The organism is Solwaraspora sp. WMMA2056 (assembly GCF_030345095.1).
Lineage (GTDB): Bacteria > Actinomycetota > Actinomycetes > Mycobacteriales > Micromonosporaceae > Micromonospora_E.
The window spans coordinates 5065787-5085966 of sequence record NZ_CP128360.1 but is presented as its reverse complement, the minus strand read 5'-3'; the positions used below and the strand labels follow the sequence as shown (position 1 = coordinate 5085966).

At 71.3% G+C, this 20180-nt stretch carries 19 protein-coding genes and 1 pseudogene; 19 read left to right on the top strand and 1 reads right to left on the bottom strand.

Annotated elements, in window-relative coordinates; all coding sequences use genetic code 11:
- The first annotated feature begins 115 nt into the window (after window positions 1-115).
- From aroC to nusB, 6 genes and pseudogenes are all read left to right on the top strand, one after another.
- Window positions 116-1294, top strand: coding sequence for a chorismate synthase (aroC, locus tag O7608_RS22900; RefSeq protein ID WP_289206551.1), 1179 nt, complete (start codon window positions 116-118; stop codon window positions 1292-1294).
- Window positions 1294-1788, top strand: a pseudogene (locus O7608_RS22895) (shikimate kinase); the annotation flags it as partial. The gene aroC and the pseudogene O7608_RS22895, both read left to right, overlap by 1 nt.
- A gap of 39 nt (window positions 1789-1827) precedes the next feature.
- On the top strand, window positions 1828-2907 hold the full coding sequence (gene aroB, locus O7608_RS22890) for a 3-dehydroquinate synthase (RefSeq protein WP_289211000.1): 1080 nt from the start codon (window positions 1828-1830) through the stop codon (window positions 2905-2907).
- Window positions 2904-3365, top strand: coding sequence for a type II 3-dehydroquinate dehydratase (aroQ, locus tag O7608_RS22885; RefSeq protein WP_289206550.1), 462 nt, complete (start codon window positions 2904-2906; stop codon window positions 3363-3365). Before aroB ends, aroQ begins: the two co-directional genes overlap by 4 nt.
- Before the next feature lie 41 nt (window positions 3366-3406).
- Entirely contained in the window at window positions 3407-3964 is a 558-nt protein-coding gene (gene efp, locus O7608_RS22880) for an elongation factor P (RefSeq protein ID WP_289206549.1), read from the top strand.
- A gap of 23 nt (window positions 3965-3987) precedes the next feature.
- A complete protein-coding gene (gene nusB / locus O7608_RS22875) occupies window positions 3988-4395 on the top strand; it encodes a transcription antitermination factor NusB (protein WP_289210999.1) in 408 nt (135 codons plus the stop codon).
- Window positions 4396-4528: 133 nt separating this feature from the next.
- Here nusB and bldD read toward each other — a convergent pair whose 3' ends face one another.
- A complete protein-coding gene (bldD, locus tag O7608_RS22870) occupies window positions 4529-5017 on the bottom strand; it encodes a transcriptional regulator BldD (RefSeq protein WP_282227742.1) in 489 nt (162 codons plus the stop codon).
- 288 nt (window positions 5018-5305) lie between these two features.
- Between bldD and pyrR the strand changes: the two genes are divergently transcribed.
- From pyrR to metK, 13 genes are all read left to right on the top strand, one after another.
- Window positions 5306-5932: a bifunctional pyr operon transcriptional regulator/uracil phosphoribosyltransferase PyrR gene (pyrR, locus tag O7608_RS22865; RefSeq protein ID WP_502959140.1), complete on the top strand. Its 627-nt coding sequence runs from the start codon at window positions 5306-5308 to the stop codon at window positions 5930-5932.
- A complete protein-coding gene (locus O7608_RS22860) occupies window positions 5929-6855 on the top strand; it encodes an aspartate carbamoyltransferase catalytic subunit (RefSeq protein WP_289206547.1) in 927 nt (308 codons plus the stop codon). The genes pyrR and O7608_RS22860 overlap by 4 nt, the downstream gene beginning before the upstream one ends.
- A gap of 94 nt (window positions 6856-6949) precedes the next feature.
- Window positions 6950-8248 (top strand): dihydroorotase, encoded by a 1299-nt coding sequence (locus tag O7608_RS22855; protein ID WP_289206546.1) that lies wholly within the window; start codon window positions 6950-6952, stop codon window positions 8246-8248.
- A gap of 20 nt (window positions 8249-8268) precedes the next feature.
- Window positions 8269-9384 carry a glutamine-hydrolyzing carbamoyl-phosphate synthase small subunit gene (gene carA, locus O7608_RS22850; protein ID WP_289210998.1) on the top strand — a complete coding sequence of 372 codons (1116 nt, stop codon included), beginning with the start codon at window positions 8269-8271 and terminating at the stop codon, window positions 9382-9384.
- Window positions 9377-12718, top strand: coding sequence for a carbamoyl-phosphate synthase large subunit (gene carB, locus O7608_RS22845; RefSeq protein ID WP_289206545.1), 3342 nt, complete (start codon window positions 9377-9379; stop codon window positions 12716-12718). Before carA ends, carB begins: the two co-directional genes overlap by 8 nt.
- Window positions 12715-13785 (top strand): quinone-dependent dihydroorotate dehydrogenase, encoded by a 1071-nt coding sequence (locus tag O7608_RS22840; RefSeq protein ID WP_289206544.1) that lies wholly within the window; start codon window positions 12715-12717, stop codon window positions 13783-13785. The genes carB and O7608_RS22840 overlap by 4 nt, the downstream gene beginning before the upstream one ends.
- Window positions 13782-15182, top strand: coding sequence for an adenosylmethionine--8-amino-7-oxononanoate transaminase (gene bioA / locus O7608_RS22835; protein ID WP_289206543.1), 1401 nt, complete (start codon window positions 13782-13784; stop codon window positions 15180-15182). The genes O7608_RS22840 and bioA overlap by 4 nt, the downstream gene beginning before the upstream one ends.
- A gap of 55 nt (window positions 15183-15237) precedes the next feature.
- A complete protein-coding gene (gene pyrF, locus O7608_RS22830; protein ID WP_289206542.1) occupies window positions 15238-16077 on the top strand; it encodes an orotidine-5'-phosphate decarboxylase in 840 nt (279 codons plus the stop codon).
- Between the two features lie 175 nt (window positions 16078-16252).
- Window positions 16253-16570: an integration host factor, actinobacterial type gene (gene mihF / locus O7608_RS22825; RefSeq protein WP_123601181.1), complete on the top strand. Its 318-nt coding sequence runs from the start codon at window positions 16253-16255 to the stop codon at window positions 16568-16570.
- A gap of 32 nt (window positions 16571-16602) precedes the next feature.
- On the top strand, window positions 16603-17205 hold the full coding sequence (gene gmk, locus O7608_RS22820) for a guanylate kinase (RefSeq protein WP_289206541.1): 603 nt from the start codon (window positions 16603-16605) through the stop codon (window positions 17203-17205).
- Window positions 17206-17298: 93 nt separating this feature from the next.
- Complete coding sequence (gene rpoZ, locus O7608_RS22815) at window positions 17299-17562, top strand: DNA-directed RNA polymerase subunit omega (RefSeq protein WP_282227731.1); 264 nt, start codon at window positions 17299-17301, stop codon at window positions 17560-17562.
- On the top strand, window positions 17559-18860 hold the full coding sequence (gene coaBC / locus O7608_RS22810; protein WP_289210997.1) for a bifunctional phosphopantothenoylcysteine decarboxylase/phosphopantothenate--cysteine ligase CoaBC: 1302 nt from the start codon (window positions 17559-17561) through the stop codon (window positions 18858-18860). Before rpoZ ends, coaBC begins: the two co-directional genes overlap by 4 nt.
- 79 nt (window positions 18861-18939) lie before the next feature.
- Window positions 18940-20136 carry a methionine adenosyltransferase gene (metK, locus tag O7608_RS22805; protein WP_289206540.1) on the top strand — a complete coding sequence of 399 codons (1197 nt, stop codon included), beginning with the start codon at window positions 18940-18942 and terminating at the stop codon, window positions 20134-20136.
- The last annotated feature ends 44 nt before the right edge of the window (window positions 20137-20180 follow it).

Below are 20180 nucleotides of genomic sequence, written 5' to 3'. Positions count from 1 at the left end.
CACGTTCGTGGTGTCCGCGGCGGGTGCCTGCCGCATCACGCCGTGGTGTCCGGAGGGCGGGACGGCCGGGCCGCGCGGTGCCGGCCGCCGGCCCGGTCGTGGCACACTTTCCGACGTGTTGCGCTGGCTGACTGCAGGTGAATCCCATGGCCCCGCGCTGGTGGCCCTCCTCGAAGGCGTTCCCGCCGGCGTCGAGGTGACCAGCGCCGAGATCGGCCGCGAGCTGGCCCGCCGCCGACTCGGCTACGGCCGGGGTGCGCGGATGGCCTTCGAACAGGACGAGATCGAGATCATCGGCGGTCTGCGGCACGGGGTGACGCTGGGCAGCCCGGTGGCGATCCGGGTCGGCAACTCGGAGTGGCCGAAGTGGCGCACGGTGATGGCGGCCGATCCGGTCGACCCGGACGAGCTGGCCGGCCAGGCCCGCAACGCCCCGCTGACCCGGCCCCGGCCAGGGCACGCCGACCTGGCCGGGATGCAGAAGTACGGCCACACCGACGCGCGGCCGATCCTGGAGCGGGCCAGCGCGCGGGAGACCGCGGCCCGGGTCGCGGTCGGTACGGTCGCCCGGGCGCTGTGCCGCCAGGCACTCGGCATCGAGATCGTCTCGCACGTGGTCGAGCTGGGGTCGGTCGCGGCCAAGCCGGGGCTGCAGCCACGCCCGGAGGACGCCGAACGGGTCGACGCCGACCCGCTGCGCTGCCTCGACCCGGAGGCGAGCGCCCGCATGGTCGCCGAGGTCGACGCGGCGAAGTCCGACGCCGACACCCTCGGCGGCATCGTGGAGGTGCTCGCCTACGGCGTACCGCCGGGGCTGGGCAGCCACGTGCAGTGGGACCGCAAGCTGGACGCCCGGCTCGCCACCGCGCTGATGTCGATCCAGGCGATCAAGGGTGTGGAGATCGGTGACGCCTGGCAGCAGGCCCGCTCACGTGGCTCGGTCGCCCACGACGAGATCATCCCCACCGCGTCGGGGGTCCGACGGGTGACCGACCGGGCCGGCGGCCTGGAGGGCGGGATCAGCACCGGTGAACCACTGCGGGTACGGGCGGCGATGAAGCCGATCTCGTCGCTGAACCGGGCGCTGTCGACAGTGGACGTCACCACCGGTGAGCCGGCGACGGCGATCAACCAGCGTTCCGACGTCTGTGCCGTCCCGGCGGCGGCGGTGGTGGCCGAGTCGATGGTGGCGCTGGTGCTCGCCGAGGCGCTGACCGAGAAGTTCGGCGGCGACTCGGTCGCCGAGATCCGCCGCAACCTCGGCGGCTACCTGGACCATCTGGTGATCCGCTGATGGCACCGGTGTGTGTGCTGGTCGGCGCGCCCGGGGCCGGCAAGACCAGCACCGGTGAGGCGTTGGCCGCGCTGCTGGGCTGCGAGTTCCGCGACACCGACACGGAGATCGTCGCCGCCGCCGGCAAACCCATCCCGGAGATCTTCGTCGACGACGGCGAGGCGCATTTCCGGGAGTTGGAGCAGGCCGCCGTAAGCGACGCGCTGCGCACCTGCGCCGGGGTGCTGGCCCTGGGCGGCGGTGCGGTCCTGGCCGAGGCGAACCGGGCGCTGCTGGCCGGCCATACGGTGGTCTACCTGAGCGTCGAGCTGGCCGACGCGGCCCGCCGGGTCGGGCTCGGCGCCGGCCGCCCGTTGTTGGCGCTCAACCCCCGGGCGACCCTCAAACACCTGATGGAGCAGCGCCGGCCGCTGTACGAGCAGGTAGCCACCCACCGGGTGGCCACCGACGGCCGGACCCCGCAGGAGGTCGCCGAGGAGATCGCGACGCTGTTGCGGGCCACCGACGACGGGCAGCGACTAGGCTCGGCGTCGATGGACGCCACGACCCGCATCCCGGTGCCTGGTGACCGCCCGTACGACGTACTGGTCGGCCGGGGGCTGCTCGACACACTGCCCACGCTGCTGCCCGACGCGCACCGGGTGGCGGTGCTGCACGCGCCGCCGCTGAAGGCGCACGCCGACCGGATCGCCGCTGCGTGTGCCGCCGCCGGTGCGCAGCCACTGCTGATCGAGGTGCCCGACGCCGAGGCCGGCAAGTCGATCGACGTGGCGGCACAGGCCTGGGCGATGTTGGGCGACGCCGGCTTCACCCGTACCGACGCGGTGGTCGGGGTCGGCGGCGGCGCGGTGACCGACCTGGCCGGTTTCGTCGCCGCCTGTTGGCTGCGCGGGGTCCGGTGGGTGCCGGTCGCGACCAGCCTGCTCGGCATGGTCGACGCCGCCGTCGGCGGCAAGACCGGGATCAACACGGCCGCCGGCAAGAACCTGGTCGGGTCCTTCCACCCGCCGGCCGGGGTGATCTGTGACCTGAACCTGCTGGCCAGCCTGCCGCTGACCGACCTGGTGGCCGGGTTGGCCGAGGTGGTCAAGTGCGGGTTCATCGCCGACCCGGCGATCCTGGACCTGATCGAGCGGGATCCGGCGGCCGCCACCGACGCCACCAGCGCGTCGGTACGGGAGCTGATCGAGCGCGCCGTACGGGTCAAGGCCGACGTGGTCGGCGGCGACCTGCGGGAGTCCGGGGTGCGGGAGGTCCTCAACTACGGACACACGCTGGCGCACGCGATCGAGAAGGTCGAGGGCTACCGCTGGCGGCACGGGCACGCCGTGTCGGTCGGCCTGGTGTACGCCGCGACCCTGGCCCGGCAGGTCGGCCGGCTCGACGCCGAGGTCGCCGACCGGCACCTGGCGGTGCTCACCGCGCTGGGGCTGCCGACCACGTACCGGGCCGACGCCTGGCCGGACCTGCTGGCCGCGATGCGGGTGGACAAGAAGGCGCGGGGTGCCCGGCTGCGGCTGGTGGTCCTCGACGGGCTGGCCCGCCCCGGGATCCTCGACGGGCCGGACGACGAGGCGTTGGCGCGGGCGTACCGGTCGGTGGCCGGCGCGTGAAGGCGTACGTGTTGAACGGGCCGAACCTGGGCCGGCTGGGCAGCCGTCAGGTCGACGTCTACGGTGAGGTCAGCTACGCCGACCTGGTGACGATGTGCGTCGAGACCGGGCGGCAGGTCGGTCTCGACGTCGAGGTGCGCCAGACCGACGCCGAGCACGAGATGCTCGGCTGGTTGCACGCTGCGGCCGACGCCGAGGCGGCGGTGGTGCTCAACCCGGGTGCGTGGTCGCACTATTCGTACGCGGTCCGCGACGCCTGCGCGATGCTGCGGGGTCCGCTGATCGAGGTGCACATCTCCAACATCCATGCCCGGGAGCAGTTCCGGCACCACTCGGTGGTGTCGGCGGTGGCGACCGGGGTGATCTGCGGACTCGGGGTGGACGGCTACCGATTGGCGCTGCGGCACATCGCCCAGCTCGCCGCAGGCCGGGCCGAGGCGACGACGTCGGACCGATAGACTTGGCAGGTCCGTCCGCCAATTGAAGATCAAGGCAGGAAATGGCCACCACCAACGACCTGAAGAACGGGCTGGTTCTCAACCTCGACGGCGAGCTGTGGTCCGTCGTCGAATTCCAGCACGTCAAGCCCGGCAAGGGCGGCGCCTTCGTGCGCACCACCTTGAAGAACGTGCTCTCCGGCAAGGTCGTCGACAAGACCTTCAACGCGGGCACCAAGGTCGACACCGCGACCGTCGACAAGCGGACCATGCAGTACCTGTACGCCGACGGCGAGGACTACGTCTTCATGGATCTGGAGACCTACGACCAGATCACCGTCGTGGGTGGCACGGTCGGTGAGGCCGCGAACTATCTGCTGCCCGAGGCCGAGGCGATCGTGGCGACCCACGAGGGCGTGCCGCTCTACATCGAGCTGCCGACCAGCGTGATCCTCGAGGTGACCTACACCGAGCCGGGGCTGCAGGGGGACCGGTCGACCGGGGGCAACAAGCCGGCGACGGTGGAGACCGGGGCGACGGTGCAGGTGCCGCTGTTCATCACCACCGGTGAGAAGATCAAGGTCGACACCCGCGACGGCCGCTACCTCGGCCGCGCCTGATGGCCGAGGGTCCGAAGACCTCGATGCCGGCGCGCCGCAAGGCGCGTAAGCGGGCCCTCGACGTGCTCTACGAGGCGGACCTGCGGGACATCCCGCCGGAGCAGGTACTGATCGGTTACGTCGCCCGGTTGTCACCGCGGCCGGAGCACCTCGACTACGCGATCGGTCTGGTGGAGGGCGTTTCCCGGCACCGGAGCCGGATCGACGAGCTGATCGGCAGCTATGCCGAGGGGTGGACGCTGGAACGGATGCCGGTGGTTGACCGCAACCTGGCCCGCATCGCCGTGTTCGAGCTGCTCTACGTCGACGAGATCGACGACCCGGTGGCCATCACCGAGGCGGTGGAGCTGGCCCGGCAGATGTCGACCGACGATTCGCCGCGGTTCCTCAACGGGTTGCTGGACCGGATCGCCGAGTACACCCCGCACTAGACGGCCGGGCCGTCTCCGGCTGTCCGGGCCCACACTGGCGAGCTGGTGTCTCGCCGCCGTCCTGTGTCCCGTAGGCGACGGGGTCCGATCCCGCAGGATCGGACCCCGTCGCCGGTTGGTGCGCCGGCTGGCGTCAGGAGGCGAAGAACGCCCGGGGGTCGGCGACCAGTACGCCGTGCTCGTTCAGCCGTTCGATCAGGCCGGACGGCGACGAGTCGTACACGATCGCCAGGGCGCGCAGGTCGTCGGCGCGGATGGAGAGCACCCGACCGTTGTAGTCGCCACGCTGCTGCTGGATCGCCCGGGCGTACCGGGCGACGTAGGCGAGGTCGTCAGCGACCTCGTCGTACAGCCGCTCCAGGTCCAGGACGATCTTGCTGGTGGGTTCGTGGCGTACCCCGCTGCCGTCGGGCAGCAGTTCCGACACCGGAACCCGGTAGAAGTCGGCCAGTTCAGCCAGGCGGGAGACGGTGACAGCCCGGTCCCCACGCTCGTAGGAACCGACGACGACAGCCTTCCAACGCCCGTTCGACTTCTCCTCCACCCCCTGCAGGGACAGCCCCTGCTGCTGACGGATGGAGCGCAGGCGGGCGCCCAACGACTTGGCGTACTCAGAGGGCATACGGACTCTCCCAGTGCTTTGCCCGGGGCTTTCCCCAGCGATCGCTACGGAGCGTGACGGTACGGCGGTTCGCAAGCGCGGTCAAGTGGTGAATAGTAATGAGTGAGCAAGATCGTAACGAGTTGCCCGGAATTTCGTCTTACTGATGCGACACTCAGCGCCCCTGATCCGGCCGGTCGGTGGACGCTGGTAACGTTCGGCGTGACCGCTGACCAGCCGAGGTCCGGCTGGCGGTGCCCCCGACGTCCTTTAACGACCCGTCCCGTGAGGCGGGGAAGGAGGTCCGCTGTGGCCTACCCATCGGCCACCCAATCACCGGCGACGATGCCACCGTCCGTAAAGTGCATCCTGACCAGCGCAGACATTGCGCGAACCGTCGACCGGATCGCCCATCAGGTGCTGGAGAAGACCAGCGGCGCGCAGCGCACCGTTCTGCTCGGAATTCCCACCCGGGGCATTCCACTCGCCCGTCGCCTGGCCGACCGGATCCGGACCTTCGAGGGCGTCGACGTCCCCGTCGGTGTGCTGGATATCACTCTTTACCGGGACGATCTGCGACTCAAGGCGACCCGGGCGGTCGGCCCCACCGATCTGCCGCCGGCCGGCATCGACGGGCAACGGGTGATCCTGGTCGACGACGTCCTCTATTCGGGTCGGACGGTACGCGCGGCCCTGGACGCGATCAGTGACCTTGGCCGGCCCAGCTCGGTCCAGTTGGCGGTCCTGGTCGACCGGGGGCACCGCGAGCTGCCGATCCGCGCCGACTACGTCGGCAAGAACATCCCGACCGCGCTGACCGAGAACGTCAAGGTGCTGCTCGCCGAGACCGACGGCACCGACGAGGTACGGCTGTTCAGCTCGCCGGGTCCGACGGCGCAGGACCCGGCAGCGGCGCGGGACGGCAGCCACCGATGATCCGACACCTGCTGTCCGGGGCCGACCTGGACGCCGCCACCGCCACCCGGATCCTGGACACCGCGGTCGAACTCGCCTCGCTGGCCGGCCGCGAGGTCAAGAAACTGCCGACGCTGCGCGGACGGACCGTGGTCAACCTCTTCTACGAGGACTCCACCCGGACCCGGATCTCGTTCGAGGCCGCCGCCAAGCGGCTCTCGGCCGACGTGATCAACTTCTCGGCCAAGGGCTCCAGCGTCTCCAAGGGCGAGAGCCTCAAGGACACCGCGCTCACCCTGCAGGCGATGGGGGCCGACGCGGTGGTGATCCGCCACCCGGCGTCCGGGGCGCCGCACCGGCTCGCCAACTGGGTCGACGGTTCGGTCGTCAACGCCGGCGACGGTACTCACGAGCACCCCACGCAGGCACTGCTCGACGCGTACACCGTCCGGGCCCGGCTGGGTCGCCTCGCCGGCCTGCACGTGGTGATCGTCGGCGACGTGCTGCACAGCCGGGTCGCCCGCTCCAACGTGCTGCTGCTGACCACCCTCGGGGCCAAGGTCACCCTGGTCGGGCCGCCGCCGCTGATCCCGGTCGACATCGCCACCGCGCTCGCCTCCGGGGTCGGCGTCGGCTACGACCTGGACACCGTGCTGCCCACCGCCGACGTGGTGATGATGCTGCGGGTGCAGCACGAACGGATGGCCGACTCCTACTTCCCGTCGGCCCGGGAGTACTCCCGCCGCTACGGACTCGACGGCGCCCGGCTGCGCCGACTGCCCGACCACGCCATCGTGATGCACCCCGGCCCGATGAACCGGGGCATGGAGATATCCGCCGACGTGGCCGATTCGCCCCGGTCGACGATCGTGGAACAGGTCGCCAACGGGGTAAGCGTCCGGATGGCCGTGCTCTACCTGCTGCTGGGTGGTCGCGGCGCATGAGCCACGACCGTCAGTCACCGCACCGGTCACCCGGCAGGCACCAGCACCTCCGAGGGCACCACGGACCTCAGGCGTACGACGAAAGGATCTCGCTGTGAGCGCGTACCTGATCAAGGGCGTGCGCGTCCTCGGCCGCGAGCGGACCGACCTGCTGCTGCGCGACGGCGTCGTCGCCGAGGTCGGCCCCGGCGTGGCGGCCGCCGGCGCCCAGGTGGTCGACGCCGACGGCCTGGTCGCCCTGCCCGGCCTGGTCGACCTGCACACCCACCTGCGCGAGCCCGGCCGCGAGGACGCCGAGACGGTCGAAACCGGGTCGCGGGCCGCCGCGCTCGGCGGCTACACCGCCGTCTGCGCCATGGCGAACACCTCACCGGTCGCCGACACCGCCGGCGTCGTCGAGCAGGTCTGGCGGCTCGGCCGGCAGGCCGGCCTGGTCGACGTGCAGCCGATCGGCGCGGTCACCGTCGGGCTGGCCGGTGAACGCCTCGCCGAACTCGGCGCGATGGCCGACTCCGCCGCCGCCGTGCGGATCTTCTCCGACGACGGGCACTGCGTCGCCGATCCCCGGCTGATGCGCCGCGCCCTGGAGTACGTCAAGGCCTTCGACGGCGTCATCGCCCAGCACGCCGAGGAGCCCCGGTTGACCGAGGGCGCCCAGATGCACGAGGGCGAGGTCTCCACCCGGCTCGGCCTGACCGGCTGGCCGGCGGTCGCCGAGGAGGCGATCATCGCCCGGGACGCGCTGCTGGCCGAACACGTCGGCAGCCGGCTGCACGTCTGCCACCTGTCCACCGCCGGCAGCGTGGAGATCGTCCGGCAGGCCAAGGCGCGCGGCGTGCGGATCACCGCCGAGGTCACCCCGCACCACCTTCTGCTCACCCACGAGGCACCGGTCAGCTACGACCCGGTGTTCAAGGTCAACCCGCCGCTGCGCACCGGCGAGGACGTCGCCGCGCTGCGGGCCGCGCTCGCCGAAGGCGTCATCGACATCGTCGCCACCGATCACGCTCCGCACGCCGTCGAGGACAAGGAGTGCGAATGGGCGTACGCCCGACCCGGCATGCTCGGGTTGGAGACCGCCCTGTCCGTGGTGCTGCTCACGACCGCCCTGCACGACGCCGACGGTGTACCAGACTGGGAGCTGATCGCCGAGCGGATGTCCCGGGCCCCGGCCCGGATCGCCGGGCTGACCGCGCACGGGCACGACCCCGCGCCGGGCGCCCCGGCGAACCTCACCCTGGTCGATCCGGCCGCCAGCCGGACCGTCGACCCGGGGGAGCTGGCCAGCCGCAGCCGCAACACCCCGTACGCGCGGATGGTGCTGCCCGGCCAGGTGGTCGCCACCTTCCTGCACGGCGACGCGACCGTGCTCGACGGAAAGGCCGTGCGATGAACGACGACGCCACCGCCGCGCTGCGGCGGGTACCGGCGCTGCTGGTGCTCGAGGACGGCCGGGTCTTCCCGGGTGAGAGCTACGGCGCGGTCGGGGAGACCTTCGGCGAGGCGGTGTTCACCACCGCGATGACCGGCTACCAGGAGACGCTGACCGACCCGTCCTACCACCGGCAGGTGGTGGTGCAGACCGCACCGCACATCGGCAACACCGGGGTCAACGCCGACGACGACGAGTCCGACCGGATCTGGGTGGCCGGCTACGTGGTCCGCGACCCGGCCCGCCGGCCGTCCAACTGGCGCGCCACCGGCGACCTGGAGCAGCGGCTCGCCGCCGAGGGCGTGGTCGGCATCTGCGGGGTCGACACCCGGGCGCTGACCCGCCACCTGCGCGACCGGGGGGTGATGCGGGTAGGCGTGTCCAGCCTGACCGACGACCCGCAGGAACTGCTCGCCAAGGTCCGCCAGAGCCCGCAGATGGTCGGCGCCGACCTGTCGGCCGAAGTGACGACCGGCCAGCCGTACACGGTCACCGCCCAGGGCGAGCACCGCTACACGGTCGCCGCGCTGGACCTGGGCATCAAGCGCAACGTGCCGCGCCGGCTCGCCGAGCGTGGGGTGACCACCCACGTGCTGCCGGCGACCTCGACGCTGGAGCAGGTCCTGGCGACCGGCCCGGACGCGGTGTTCTTCTCCCCCGGGCCGGGTGACCCGGCCACCGCCGACCATCCGGTCGCGCTGGCCCGCCAGGTGATGGGGCGCCGGATCCCGCTGTTCGGCATCTGTTTCGGCTCGCAGATCCTCGGCCGGGCGCTGGGCTTCGGCACCTACAAGCTCGGCTACGGCCACCGCGGCATCAACCAGCCGGTGCTGGACCGGGCCACCGGCAAGGTCGAGGTGACCAGCCACAACCACGGATTCGCCGTGGACGCCCCGCTGAACACGGTGATCGACACCGACTTCGGCGGTGTCGAGGTGAGCCACGTGTGCCTCAACGACGACGTGGTCGAGGGGCTGCGGGCCCGCGAGGTGCCGGCGTTCACCGTCCAGTACCACCCGGAAGCGGCGGCCGGCCCGCACGACGCGGACTACCTGTTCGACCGGTTCGTCGAGCTGATCGAGGGAAAGCATGCCTAAGCGGACAGATCTGCAGCATGTCATGGTGATCGGCTCCGGGCCGATCATCATCGGCCAGGCCTGCGAGTTCGACTACTCCGGCACCCAGGCGTGCCGGGTGCTGCGCGCCGAAGGGCTGCGCGTGTCGCTGGTCAACTCCAACCCGGCGACCATCATGACCGACCCCGAGTTCGCCGACGCCACCTACGTCGAGCCGATCACGCCCGAGTTCGTCGAGCTGGTCATCGCCCGCGAGCGCCCCGACGCGCTGCTGCCCACCCTGGGTGGGCAGACCGCGCTGAACACGGCGGTCGCGCTGCACGAAGCGGGCGTGCTGGACAAGTACGGCGTGGAGCTGATCGGGGCGAACATCGACGCGATCCGCCGCGGCGAGGACCGCCAGCTGTTCAAGGACATCGTCGCGACCGCCGGCGGCGAGACCCCGCGCAGCCGGGTCTGCCACAGCATGGCCGAGGTCCGCGACACCGTCGCCGAGCTGGGTCTGCCCGTGGTGATCCGGCCGTCGTTCACCATGGGCGGGCTCGGCTCCGGCATGGCCCACACCCCGGACGACCTGGAGCGTATCGCCGGCGCGGGACTGGCGGCTTCGCCGGTGCACGAGGTCCTCATCGAGGAGAGCGTGCTCGGCTGGAAGGAGTACGAGCTGGAGCTGATGCGCGACCGCAACGACAACGTGGTCGTGGTCTGCTCCATCGAGAACATCGACCCGATGGGGGTGCACACCGGCGACAGCGTCACCGTCGCCCCGGCGATGACCCTCACCGACCGCGAGTACCAGCAGATGCGCGACATGGGCATCGCCGTACTTCGCGAGGTCGGCGTCGACACCGGCGGCTGCAACATCCAGTTCGCCGTACACCCGCAGACCGGCCGGCTCGTCGTCATCGAGATGAACCCCCGGGTGTCGCGGTCGTCGGCGCTGGCCTCCAAGGCGACCGGCTTCCCGATCGCGAAGATCGCCGCGAAGCTGGCCATCGGCTACACCCTCGACGAGATCCCCAACGACATCACCAAGCAGACCCCGGCCGCGTTCGAACCGGTCCTCGACTACGTCGTGGTCAAGATCCCCCGGTTCGCGTTCGAGAAGTTCCCCGGCGCCGACCCGGAGCTGACCACCACGATGAAGTCGGTCGGCGAGGCGATGAGCCTGGGCCGCAACTTCACCGAGGCGCTGAACAAGGCGATGCGCTCGATGGAGACGAAGGCCGCCGGTTTCTGGACGACGCCCGACCCGGCCGACGCCACCGTCGAGTCCACCCTGGCCGAGCTGGCCACCCCGCACGACGGCCGGCTCTACACCGTCGAACGGGCGCTGCGGCTGGGTGCCACCGTCGATCAGGTCCACGTCGCCTCCGGCGGCATCGACCCCTGGTTCCTCGAGGAGATCGCCGGTCTGGTCGCGCTGCGCGGCGAGATCGAGGCCGCGCCGGTGCTCGATGCCGCGCTGCTGCGCCGGGCCAAGCGGGCCGGGCTGTCCGACCGGCAGGTGGCCGCGCTGCGTCCGGAGCTGGCCGGCGAGGACGGGGTACGCACGTTGCGGCACCGGCTCGGGCTGCGCCCGGTCTACAAGACCGTAGACACCTGCGCCGCCGAGTTCGCCGCCCGTACGCCGTACCACTACTCCAGCTACGACGCCGAGACCGAGGTCGCCGGCTCGGACCGGCCGAAGGTGCTGATCCTCGGCTCCGGGCCGAACCGCATCGGGCAGGGCATCGAGTTCGACTACTCCTGCGTGCACGCGGTGATGGCGCTGGCCGACTACGAGACCGTCATGGTCAACTGCAACCCGGAGACGGTCTCCACCGACTACGACACCGCCGACCGGCTCTACTTCGAGCCACTCACCTTCGAGGACGTGCTGGAGGTCTGGCAGGCTGAGGACGCCAGCGGCAGGGCTTCCGGCGGCCCCGGTGTGGTCGGCGTGATCGTCCAGCTGGGGGGCCAGACCCCGCTCGGACTGGCGCAGCGCCTCGCCGACGCCGGCGTGCCGATCGTCGGCACCCCGCCGGCCTCGATCCACCTCGCCGAGGAGCGTGGCGCCTTCGGTCAGGTGCTGGCCCGGGCCGGGCTGCGCGCCCCGGCGCACGGCACCGCCGTGTCGTTCGAGCAGGCCAAGGCGATCGCCGACGAGATCGGCTACCCGGTGCTGGTCCGCCCGTCGTACGTACTCGGCGGGCGCGGCATGGAGATCGTCTACGACGACGCGACGCTGCGCGACTACATCGGCCGGGCCACCGACATCTCGCCGGAGCACCCGGTGCTTGTCGACCGGTTCCTCGACGACGCCATCGAGATCGACGTGGACGCGCTCTGCGACGCCACCGGCGAGGTCTACCTCGGCGGGGTGATGGAACACATCGAGGAGGCCGGCATCCACTCCGGCGACTCGTCCTGCGCGCTGCCGCCGATCACCCTGGCCGCCCCGCACCTGGCCACCATCCGGCACTACACCGAGCAGATCGCCCGTGGCGTCGGGGTCCGCGGTCTGCTCAACGTCCAGTACGCGCTCAAGGACGACGTGCTGTACGTGCTGGAGGCCAACCCCCGCGCCTCGCGGACCGTACCGTTCGTCTCCAAGGCGACGGCGGTGCCGCTGGCCAAGGCAGCGGCCCGGATCATGCTCGGGGCCACCGTGGCGCAACTGCGGGCCGAAGGGTTGCTGCCGGCCACCGGCGACGGCGGTACGCTGCCGCCGGACGCGCCGATCGCGGTCAAGGAGGCGGTGCTGCCGTTCAAGCGGTTCCGCACCCGCGCCGGGCACGGCGTCGACTCGCTGCTCGGCCCGGAGATGAAGTCCACCGGCGAGGTGATGGGCATCGACCCGGCGTACGGCAAAGCCTTCGCCAAGTCCCAGGCGGCGGCGTACGGGTCGTTGCCGACCAGCGGCAAGATCTTCGTCTCGGTCGCCAACCGCGACAAACGGTCGATGATCTTCCCGGTGAAGCGACTGGCCGACCTCGGGTTCGACATCGTGGCCACCGCCGGCACCGCCGAGGTGCTGCGCCGCCACGGCATCTCCTGCGAGTTGGCCCGCAAACACTGGGAGGAGCCCGGTTCGGGCGGCCCCGACGCGGTGTCGTTGATCGCCGCCGGGGAGTTCGCGCTGGTGATCAACACGCCGCAGGGCTCCGGGGCCAGTGCCCGCTCCGACGGGTACGAGATCCGCAGCGCGGCGGTCGGTGCCGACACCCCCTGTGTCACCACCGTGCCGGGCGTGGCCGCCGCCGTGATGGGCATCGAGGCGCTGATTGCCGGCGACATGTCGGTCCGGCCGTTGCAGCAGCTGCACGCGGCGCTGCGGCCCGAGACAGCCGCCGGGCAGGCGGGGCGGTGAGCGGCGGGGGCGGCTACCGGCTGGCCCGTTCGGCGTTGTTCCGTCTCGGTGGCGGCGACGCCGAGGCCGCCCACGAGTGGACGCTGCACCGGCTGGCCACGCTGTCGCGGCATCCGGTGGCGCTGGCCGCACTGCGCGCCCGGTACGCGGTGGCCGCGCCGCGTACCGTCTTCGGGGTCGACTTTCCCAACCCGGTCGGGCTGGCCGCCGGGATGGACAAGGACGGCCTGGCGCTGCCGGCCTGGCCGGCGCTCGGCTTCGGCTTCGTCGAGGTCGGCACCGTCACCGCCCAGGCACAGCCGGGCAACCCCCGTCCCCGGCTGTTCCGGTTGCCGGCCAGTGAGGCGGTGATCAACCGGATGGGCTTCAACAACGCCGGTGCCGAGGCGCTCGCCGACCGGCTCGCCGTCCTCGGCCGGCTGGAGCAGCGGCGCGGGTTCGGCCGGGCCCACCCGGCGTACGCCGACCGTCCGGTGCCGCTGGGCATCTCGCTGGGCAAGTCGAAGGTCGTCCCGATCGAGGAGGCGGTGGACGACTATCTGGCGTCGTACAAGGCGCTCAGCGGCTACGGACAGTATTTTGTGATCAACGTCTCCTCGCCGAACACCCCGGGGCTGCGGCAGCTGCAGGACCGGGAACACCTCGACACACTGCTGGCGATGCTGGTGGGCGAGCGTCCGATCCTGGTCAAGATCGCACCGGACCTGTCCGAGCCGGCCATCGCCGAACTGCTGGAGGTCTGCCTGGCCCGGGGAGCGGCGGGGGTCGTCGCCACCAACACCACCTTGTCGCGCGCCGGCCTGGCCGCCGCTGACACCGGCGCGGCGCAGCAGGCCGGCGGGCTGTCCGGCCGTCCGCTGACCGACCGGGCCCGCGAGGTGGTCTCCTTCGTCCACCGGGAGACCGACGGCGCGTTGCCGATCATCGGGGTCGGCGGCGTCCTCGACCCGGACGACGCGGCCCGGATGTTCGACGCCGGGGCCAGCCTGGTGCAGCTCTACACCGGGTTCATCTACCGGGGGCCGGCGCTGGTCCGGGCGATCGTGCGGCGGGTACGGGGGCGATGAGCGCACAGCGGCCGGTGGCCGGTGGGTGGCCGCCGGCGCAGCTGCTCGACATCGACCGCCGGCACGTCTGGCACCCGTACGCCGCGCTGCCGCCGGCTGTCGCACCGTACCTGGTGGACAGCGCTGCCGGGGTCCGGTTGCGGCTGGCCGACGGCCGGGAGCTGGTCGACGGGATGTCGTCGTGGTGGGCGGCCGTGCACGGCTACCGGCACCCGGTGCTCGACGCGGCCGTCACCGACCAGCTGGGCCGGATGGCGCACGTGATGTTCGGCGGCCTGACCCACGAGCCGGCGGTCCGGCTCGCGCACACCCTGGCGCAGATCACCCCGTCCGGCCTGGAGCACGTCTTTCTCTGCGACTCCGGCTCGGTCAGCGTCGAGGTCGCGATCAAGATGTGCCTGCAGTACCAGCTGGCCCGGGGGCGGCCCGGTAAGCGACGGCTGGCCACCTGGCGGGGCGGCTACCACGGCGACACCTTCCATCCGATGAGCGTCTGCGACCCCGAGGGCGGGATGCACCACCTGTGGCGGGGGGTGCTGCCGGCTCAGGTGTTCGTGTCCGCCCCGCCGGCGGACTTCGGCGCGGCCCCTGACGAGGGCTATCTCGCCGAGCTGGTCGACGGGATCGCCCGGCACGCCGACGAGATCGCTGCGGTGATCGTCGAGCCGGTGGTGCAGGGCACCGGCGGGATGCGCTTCCACCACCCGGGGTATCTACGGGCGCTGCGGGAGGTGACCACGGCGCACGACGTACTGCTGATCTTCGACGAGATCGCTACCGGCTTCGGCCGTACCGGCGCGTTCTTCGCCGCCGAGCATGCCGGTGTCACCCCTGACGTGCTCTGTGTCGGTAAGGCGTTGACCGGTGGGTACCTGACACTGGCCGCCGCGCTGTGTACGCCCGAGGTGGCCGCCGGTATCTCCGCCGACGGGGTGCTGGCGCACGGACCCACCTTCATGGGCAACCCGTTGGCCTGCGCGGTGGCCAACGCCTCGATCGACCTGCTGCGGGCTCCGGTCGCTGCGGACACTGCGGCCTGCGGGCCCGGCGGCGCGGTGACCGGTCCGCCGGCGGCCACCGGTGGGCCGGCGGCCGGGCCGTACTGGCAGCACGCCGTACGTCGGATCGAGGCCGGCCTGCGGGCGGGCCTGGCTCCGGTCGCGGCGCTGCCCGGGGTGCGTGACGTACGGGTGCTCGGCGCCATCGGGGTGGTGCAGCTCGACCGTCCGGTCGACGTGGCGGCGGCGACCGACGCGGCGGTGGCCGAGGGAGTCTGGTTGCGGCCCTTCCGGGACCTGATCTACACGATGCCGCCGTACCTGACCGACGACGACGACGTCGCGCGGATCGCCCGTGCGATGGCGGCTGCGGCCGCAGCGGTACCGCGCCGAGGATGACCCCGGCCGGCTTTCGCCGGTCCGCGTGCCGGACCGCCGGACAAGGAGGCAACCGATGGAGACCTTTGGCGAGCGGCTGCACCGGGCGGTGGCCGTCCGTGGTCCGCTGTGCGTGGGCATCGACCCGCACCCGCAGCTACTGGCCCAGTGGGGTCTGCCCGACGACGTCGACGGCCTCGCGCGGTTCACCGCGACGGTGGTCGACGCGCTCGGTGACGTGGTCGCGGTGGCCAAGCCACAGTCGGCGTTCTTCGAACGTTTCGGGTCCGCCGGCATCGCCGTGCTTGAGTCAACTATCCGACAGTTGCGCGACGCCGGGGTGCTCGTCCTGCTCGATGTGAAGCGGGGCGACATCGGGTCCACGGCCGCCGCGTATGCCTCGGCGTATCTCGATCCGGCCAGTCCGTTGGCCGCCGACGCGGTCACGGCCAGCCCGTTTCTGGGGGTCGGCGCGTTGGCGCCGATGTTCGAGTCGGCTGCCGAACACGGCGGTGGCGTCTTCGTGCTCGCGTTGACCTCGAATCCGGAAGGCCGTCAGGTGCAACATGCACGACTGTCCGATGGGCGCACAGTCGCGCAGACGGTGATCGATGAGATTTCGCAGCTCAACGCGGGTGCGCAGCCCATTGGCAGTTTCGGTCTGGTGGTCGGGGCGACCGTTGGCGACACCGGTCACGAACTGTCGAACGTCAATGGCCCGCTGCTCGCGCCGGGCCTCGGTGAGCAGGGTGGTCGGCCCGAGGACCTGCGCACCGTGTTTGGGCAAGCGCTTTCCGCAGTCCTGCCCTCGTACTCGCGACAGGTGCTGCGCAGCGGGCCGGAAGTGGCGGCGTTGCGGGCTTCGGCCGAACATACGCTTGCTAAGTGTCGGGCCGCCCTGGACCCTGCGATCTGAGTGAGCGATCCATCACCACGCAGTGATCGAGGGGGTCCCACGTTGCCGAAAACGTCGCTGACCGCTAGTTTTCCCGGCGCTGGGAACCACATGCCCCTTTGGGGCCCAGCCACACCACGTTTCACAGATGCGGCGGTGCGATCCGCCCGTCGCGATAGGGACCTGAGGAGAACTGGTGCCGCTCCCGTCACTGACCCCCGAACAGCGTGCAGCCGCGCTGGAGAAGGCCGCGGAGATCCGTAAGGCCCGTGCTGAGTTGAAGGAGCAGCTCAAGCAGGGCAAGACCACCCTCGCCGCCGTGCTCGACCGGGCGGAGTCCGACGACGTTGTCGGCAAGCTGAAGGTTTCCGCCGTGCTGCAGGCGATGCCGGGCATCGGCAAGATCCGGGCGACCCAGATCATGGAGAAGCTCAAGATCGCCGACAGCCGTCGCCTCCGTGGCCTCGGCGACCAGCAGCGCAAGGCCCTGCTCGGGGAGTTCGCCGCGAACTGACTCGCGGCAGGGTGTAGAAACAAGCAGTGACCATGTATGACGACGCGCGCCCGGCAGCTCGGCTCACGGTCCTCTCCGGCCCCTCCGGGGTCGGCAAGGACAGCGTGATCGAGCTGATCCGGGCGCGCTCGCCCTGGATCTGGCTGTCCGTCTCGGTGACCACCCGCCCGATGCGGGACTACGAGGTTGACGGCGTTCACTACTACTTCGTCGACCGGCCCGAGTTCGAGCGGATGGCCGCCAGCGGGCAGCTGCTCGAATGGGCCGAGTTCGCCGGAAACCTGTACGGCACGCCGCGCAGCGCCGTGGAGCAGCGGCTGCACGCCGGTGAGCCGGTCCTGCTCAAGATCGACCTGCAGGGTGCCCGGCAGGTCCGTAAGGCGATGCCCGAGGCCCAGTTGGTGTTCCTCGCTCCGCCCAGTGTCGAGGAGCTCAAACGGCGGCTCGTCGGGCGGGGCACGGACGACGAGGAGACGATCCGTCGCCGGCTTGCGCATGCCGACGAGGAACTCGCCGCCGAGCAGGAGTTCGACGTGACCGTGGTCAACGACCAGGTCGGGCGGGCCGCCGCCGAGCTGGTAGGATTGCTCGGTTCATCGTTATTGACGCCGGTACATCCACAGCACACGGCCTGACTCACCCGTACGGTCCGACTGAGCGTACGGTCTGATCCAGCGCACGGTCTGACCCGGCGACACACCTGACTCGACGACACAGAGGTTGCATCCGTGGGATCCATCGCCAGCCCGGAAGGCATCACCAACCCGCCCATCGACGAGCTGCTGGAGAAGACCTCCTCGAAGTACGCCCTGGTGATCTTCGCCGCCAAGCGTGCCCGTCAGGTCAACGCCTACTACAGCCAGCTCGGCGAGGGCCTGCTGGAGTACGTCGGCCCGCTGGTCGAGACCACCCCGCAGGAGAAGCCGCTCTCCATCGCCATGCGGGAGATCAACTCCGGCCTGCTCGTCGCCGAGCCCACCGACCAGCCCTGAGCGGCGCCCCAGCGGGCCCTGACGGCGCCCCAACGGGCCGTGGGCCGGCCCGGGTCGTTCTCGGCGTCGGCGGCGGGATCGCCGCATACAAGGCCTGCGAACTGCTCCGCCTGCTGACCGAGTCGGGCCACCAGGTGCGGGTGGTGCCGACCGTGGCCGCGTTGCGCTTCGTCGGTGCGCCGACCTGGTCGGCGTTGTCCGGGCAGCCGGTCGCCGACGACGTCTGGAGCGACGTCCACGAGGTGCCGCATGTACGCCTCGGGCAGCAGGCGGATCTGGTCGTGGTCGCCCCGGCGACTGCGGACCTGATCGCCCGCGCCGCGCACGGGCTCGCCGACGACCTGCTCACCAGCACTCTGCTGACCGCCCGCTGCCCGGTGGTGCTCGCTCCGGCGATGCACACCGAGATGTGGGAGCACCCGGCGACCGTCCACAACGTGGCGGTGCTGCGGGCCCGGGGGGTCCGGGTCATCGAGCCGGCCGTCGGCCGGCTCACCGGGGCCGACTCGGGCAAGGGCCGGCTGCCGGCACCGGCGCAGATCTTCGAGCTCCTGCGCGAGGTACTGGAGCGCCCCGGCACCCAGCCGGCCGACCTGGCCGGGCGGCGGGTGGTGGTGACCGCCGGCGGGACGCGCGAACCACTCGACCCGGTCCGGTTCATCGGCAACCGGTCGTCCGGCAAGCAGGGGTACGCGTTCGCCCGTACCGCCGCCGCCCGGGGCGCCCAGGTCACGTTGATCGCCGCGAACGTGACGCTGCCTGATCCCGCCGGGGTGGAGCTGATCCGGGTGGGCAGCACCGAGGAGCTGCGGGTCGCGACGCTCGCCGCCGCGCGGTACGCCGACGTCGTGGTGATGGCCGCCGCACCGGCGGACTTCCGGCCGGCCACCTACACGCCCGAAAAGATTAAGAAGGGCGATTCCGGTCGTCCGCCGGTAATCGAACTCGTCACCAATCCGGACATCGCCGCTGAACTGGGCGCGGCGAAACGGCCGGGGCAGCTGCTGGTCGCGTTCGCCGCCGAAACGGGTGACCTGATGGCGAACGCCCGGGCGAAACTGGTGCGCAAACGCGCCGACCTGATCGTGGCCAACCAGGTCGGCGTCGACCGGGTCTTCGGTGCCGACGCCAACGCCGCGACCGTGCTCGATGCCGACGGCACGGTCGCCGTGCTCGACGAGCGCAGCAAGGCCCGACTCGCCGACGACGTGTGGGACATCGTCCGGGACCGACTGCCCCGTCCCGCCGGTGGTGGGGCCGACCGTCCACCGCCAGCGGCGCCGGCCTCGGCGCAGTGACGTTGCTCAGCGAGGCGCCAGACACCGGCGTTGGTGACTAGACTGCCGTGAACCAATGACTTCGGAATCAAGGAGTACCGTGTCACGCCGCCTTTTCACCTCCGAGTCTGTGACGGAGGGTCATCCGGACAAGATCGCTGACCAGATCAGTGACGGGATTCTTGATGCGTTGCTGGCGCAGGACCCGCGGTCGCGGGTCGCTGTGGAGACGTTGATCACCACCGGTCAGGTGCATGTGGCCGGGGAGGTCACCACGCAGGCGTACGCCGATATTCCGGCGATCGTGCGGGAGACGATCCTGGGGATCGGGTACGACTCGTCGAAGAAGGGGTTCGACGGGGCGTCGTGCGGGGTGAGTGTGTCGATCGGTGCGCAGTCGCCGGACATCGCGCAGGGGGTGGACACGGCGATCGAGTTGCGGGTCGGTGAGTCGGCCGATGACGCGTTGGACGCGCAGGGCGCGGGCGACCAGGGCATGATGTTCGGGTTCGCGTGTGCGGAGACGCCCGAGCTGATGCCGTTGCCGATCGCGTTGGCGCACCGGTTGGCGCGACGGTTGTCGGCGGTCCGCAAGGACGGGACGGTGCCGTACCTGCGGCCGGACGGCAAGACGCAGGTGACCGTGGAGTACGACGGGTGGCGTCCGGTGCGGTTGGACACGGTGGTGGTGTCGAGCCAGCACGCGGCGGACATCTCGCTGGAGTCGCTGTTGACGCCGGACGTACGCGAGCACGTGATCGGGCCGGAGCTGGAGGGACTCGGGCTGGACACGGAGGGTTACCGGTTGTTGGTGAACCCTACAGGTCGGTTCGAGATCGGTGGTCCGATGGGCGACGCGGGTCTGACCGGTCGGAAGATCATTGTGGACACGTACGGTGGGTACGCCCGGCACGGTGGTGGGGCGTTCTCGGGCAAGGACCCGTCGAAGGTGGACCGTTCGGCGGCGTACGCGATGCGGTGGGTGGCGAAGAACGTGGTCGCGGCGGGGTTGGCGGAGCGGTGCGAGGCGCAGGTGGCGTACGCGATCGGCAAGGCGCATCCGGTGAGCCTGTTCGTGGAGACGTTCGGTACGGAGACGGTGCCGGTGGAGCGGATCGAGCGGGCGATCGGTGAGGTGTTCGATCTGCGGCCGGCGGCCATCATCCGGGATCTCGACCTGCTGCGGCCGATCTACCGACCGACGGCGGCGTACGGGCATTTCGGTCGGGAGTTGCCGGAGTTCTCGTGGGAGAGCACGGACCGGGCAGCGGATCTGAAGTCCGCCGCTGGCGCCTGATCCCAGCGGCGTCGTCGGTTGGCGGGCCGCCCGCCGCCTGCCCG

Coding starts and splice junctions, on each gene's coding strand:
- bldD (WP_282227742.1), bottom strand. CDS start 5,017: ATGCCCTCTGAGTACGCCAAGTCGTTGGGCGCCCGCCTGCGCTCCATC.
- carB (WP_289206545.1), top strand. CDS start 9,377: ATGCCTAAGCGGACAGATCTGCAGCATGTCATGGTGATCGGCTCCGGG.
- nusB (WP_289210999.1), top strand. CDS start 3,988: ATGCCGGCGCGCCGCAAGGCGCGTAAGCGGGCCCTCGACGTGCTCTAC.
- pyrF (WP_289206542.1), top strand. CDS start 15,238: ATGGAGACCTTTGGCGAGCGGCTGCACCGGGCGGTGGCCGTCCGTGGT.
- bioA (WP_289206543.1), top strand. CDS start 13,782: ATGAGCGCACAGCGGCCGGTGGCCGGTGGGTGGCCGCCGGCGCAGCTG.
- aroB (WP_289211000.1), top strand. CDS start 1,828: ATGGACGCCACGACCCGCATCCCGGTGCCTGGTGACCGCCCGTACGAC.
- efp (WP_289206549.1), top strand. CDS start 3,407: ATGGCCACCACCAACGACCTGAAGAACGGGCTGGTTCTCAACCTCGAC.
- gmk (WP_289206541.1), top strand. CDS start 16,603: ATGTATGACGACGCGCGCCCGGCAGCTCGGCTCACGGTCCTCTCCGGC.
- O7608_RS22860 (WP_289206547.1), top strand. CDS start 5,929: ATGATCCGACACCTGCTGTCCGGGGCCGACCTGGACGCCGCCACCGCC.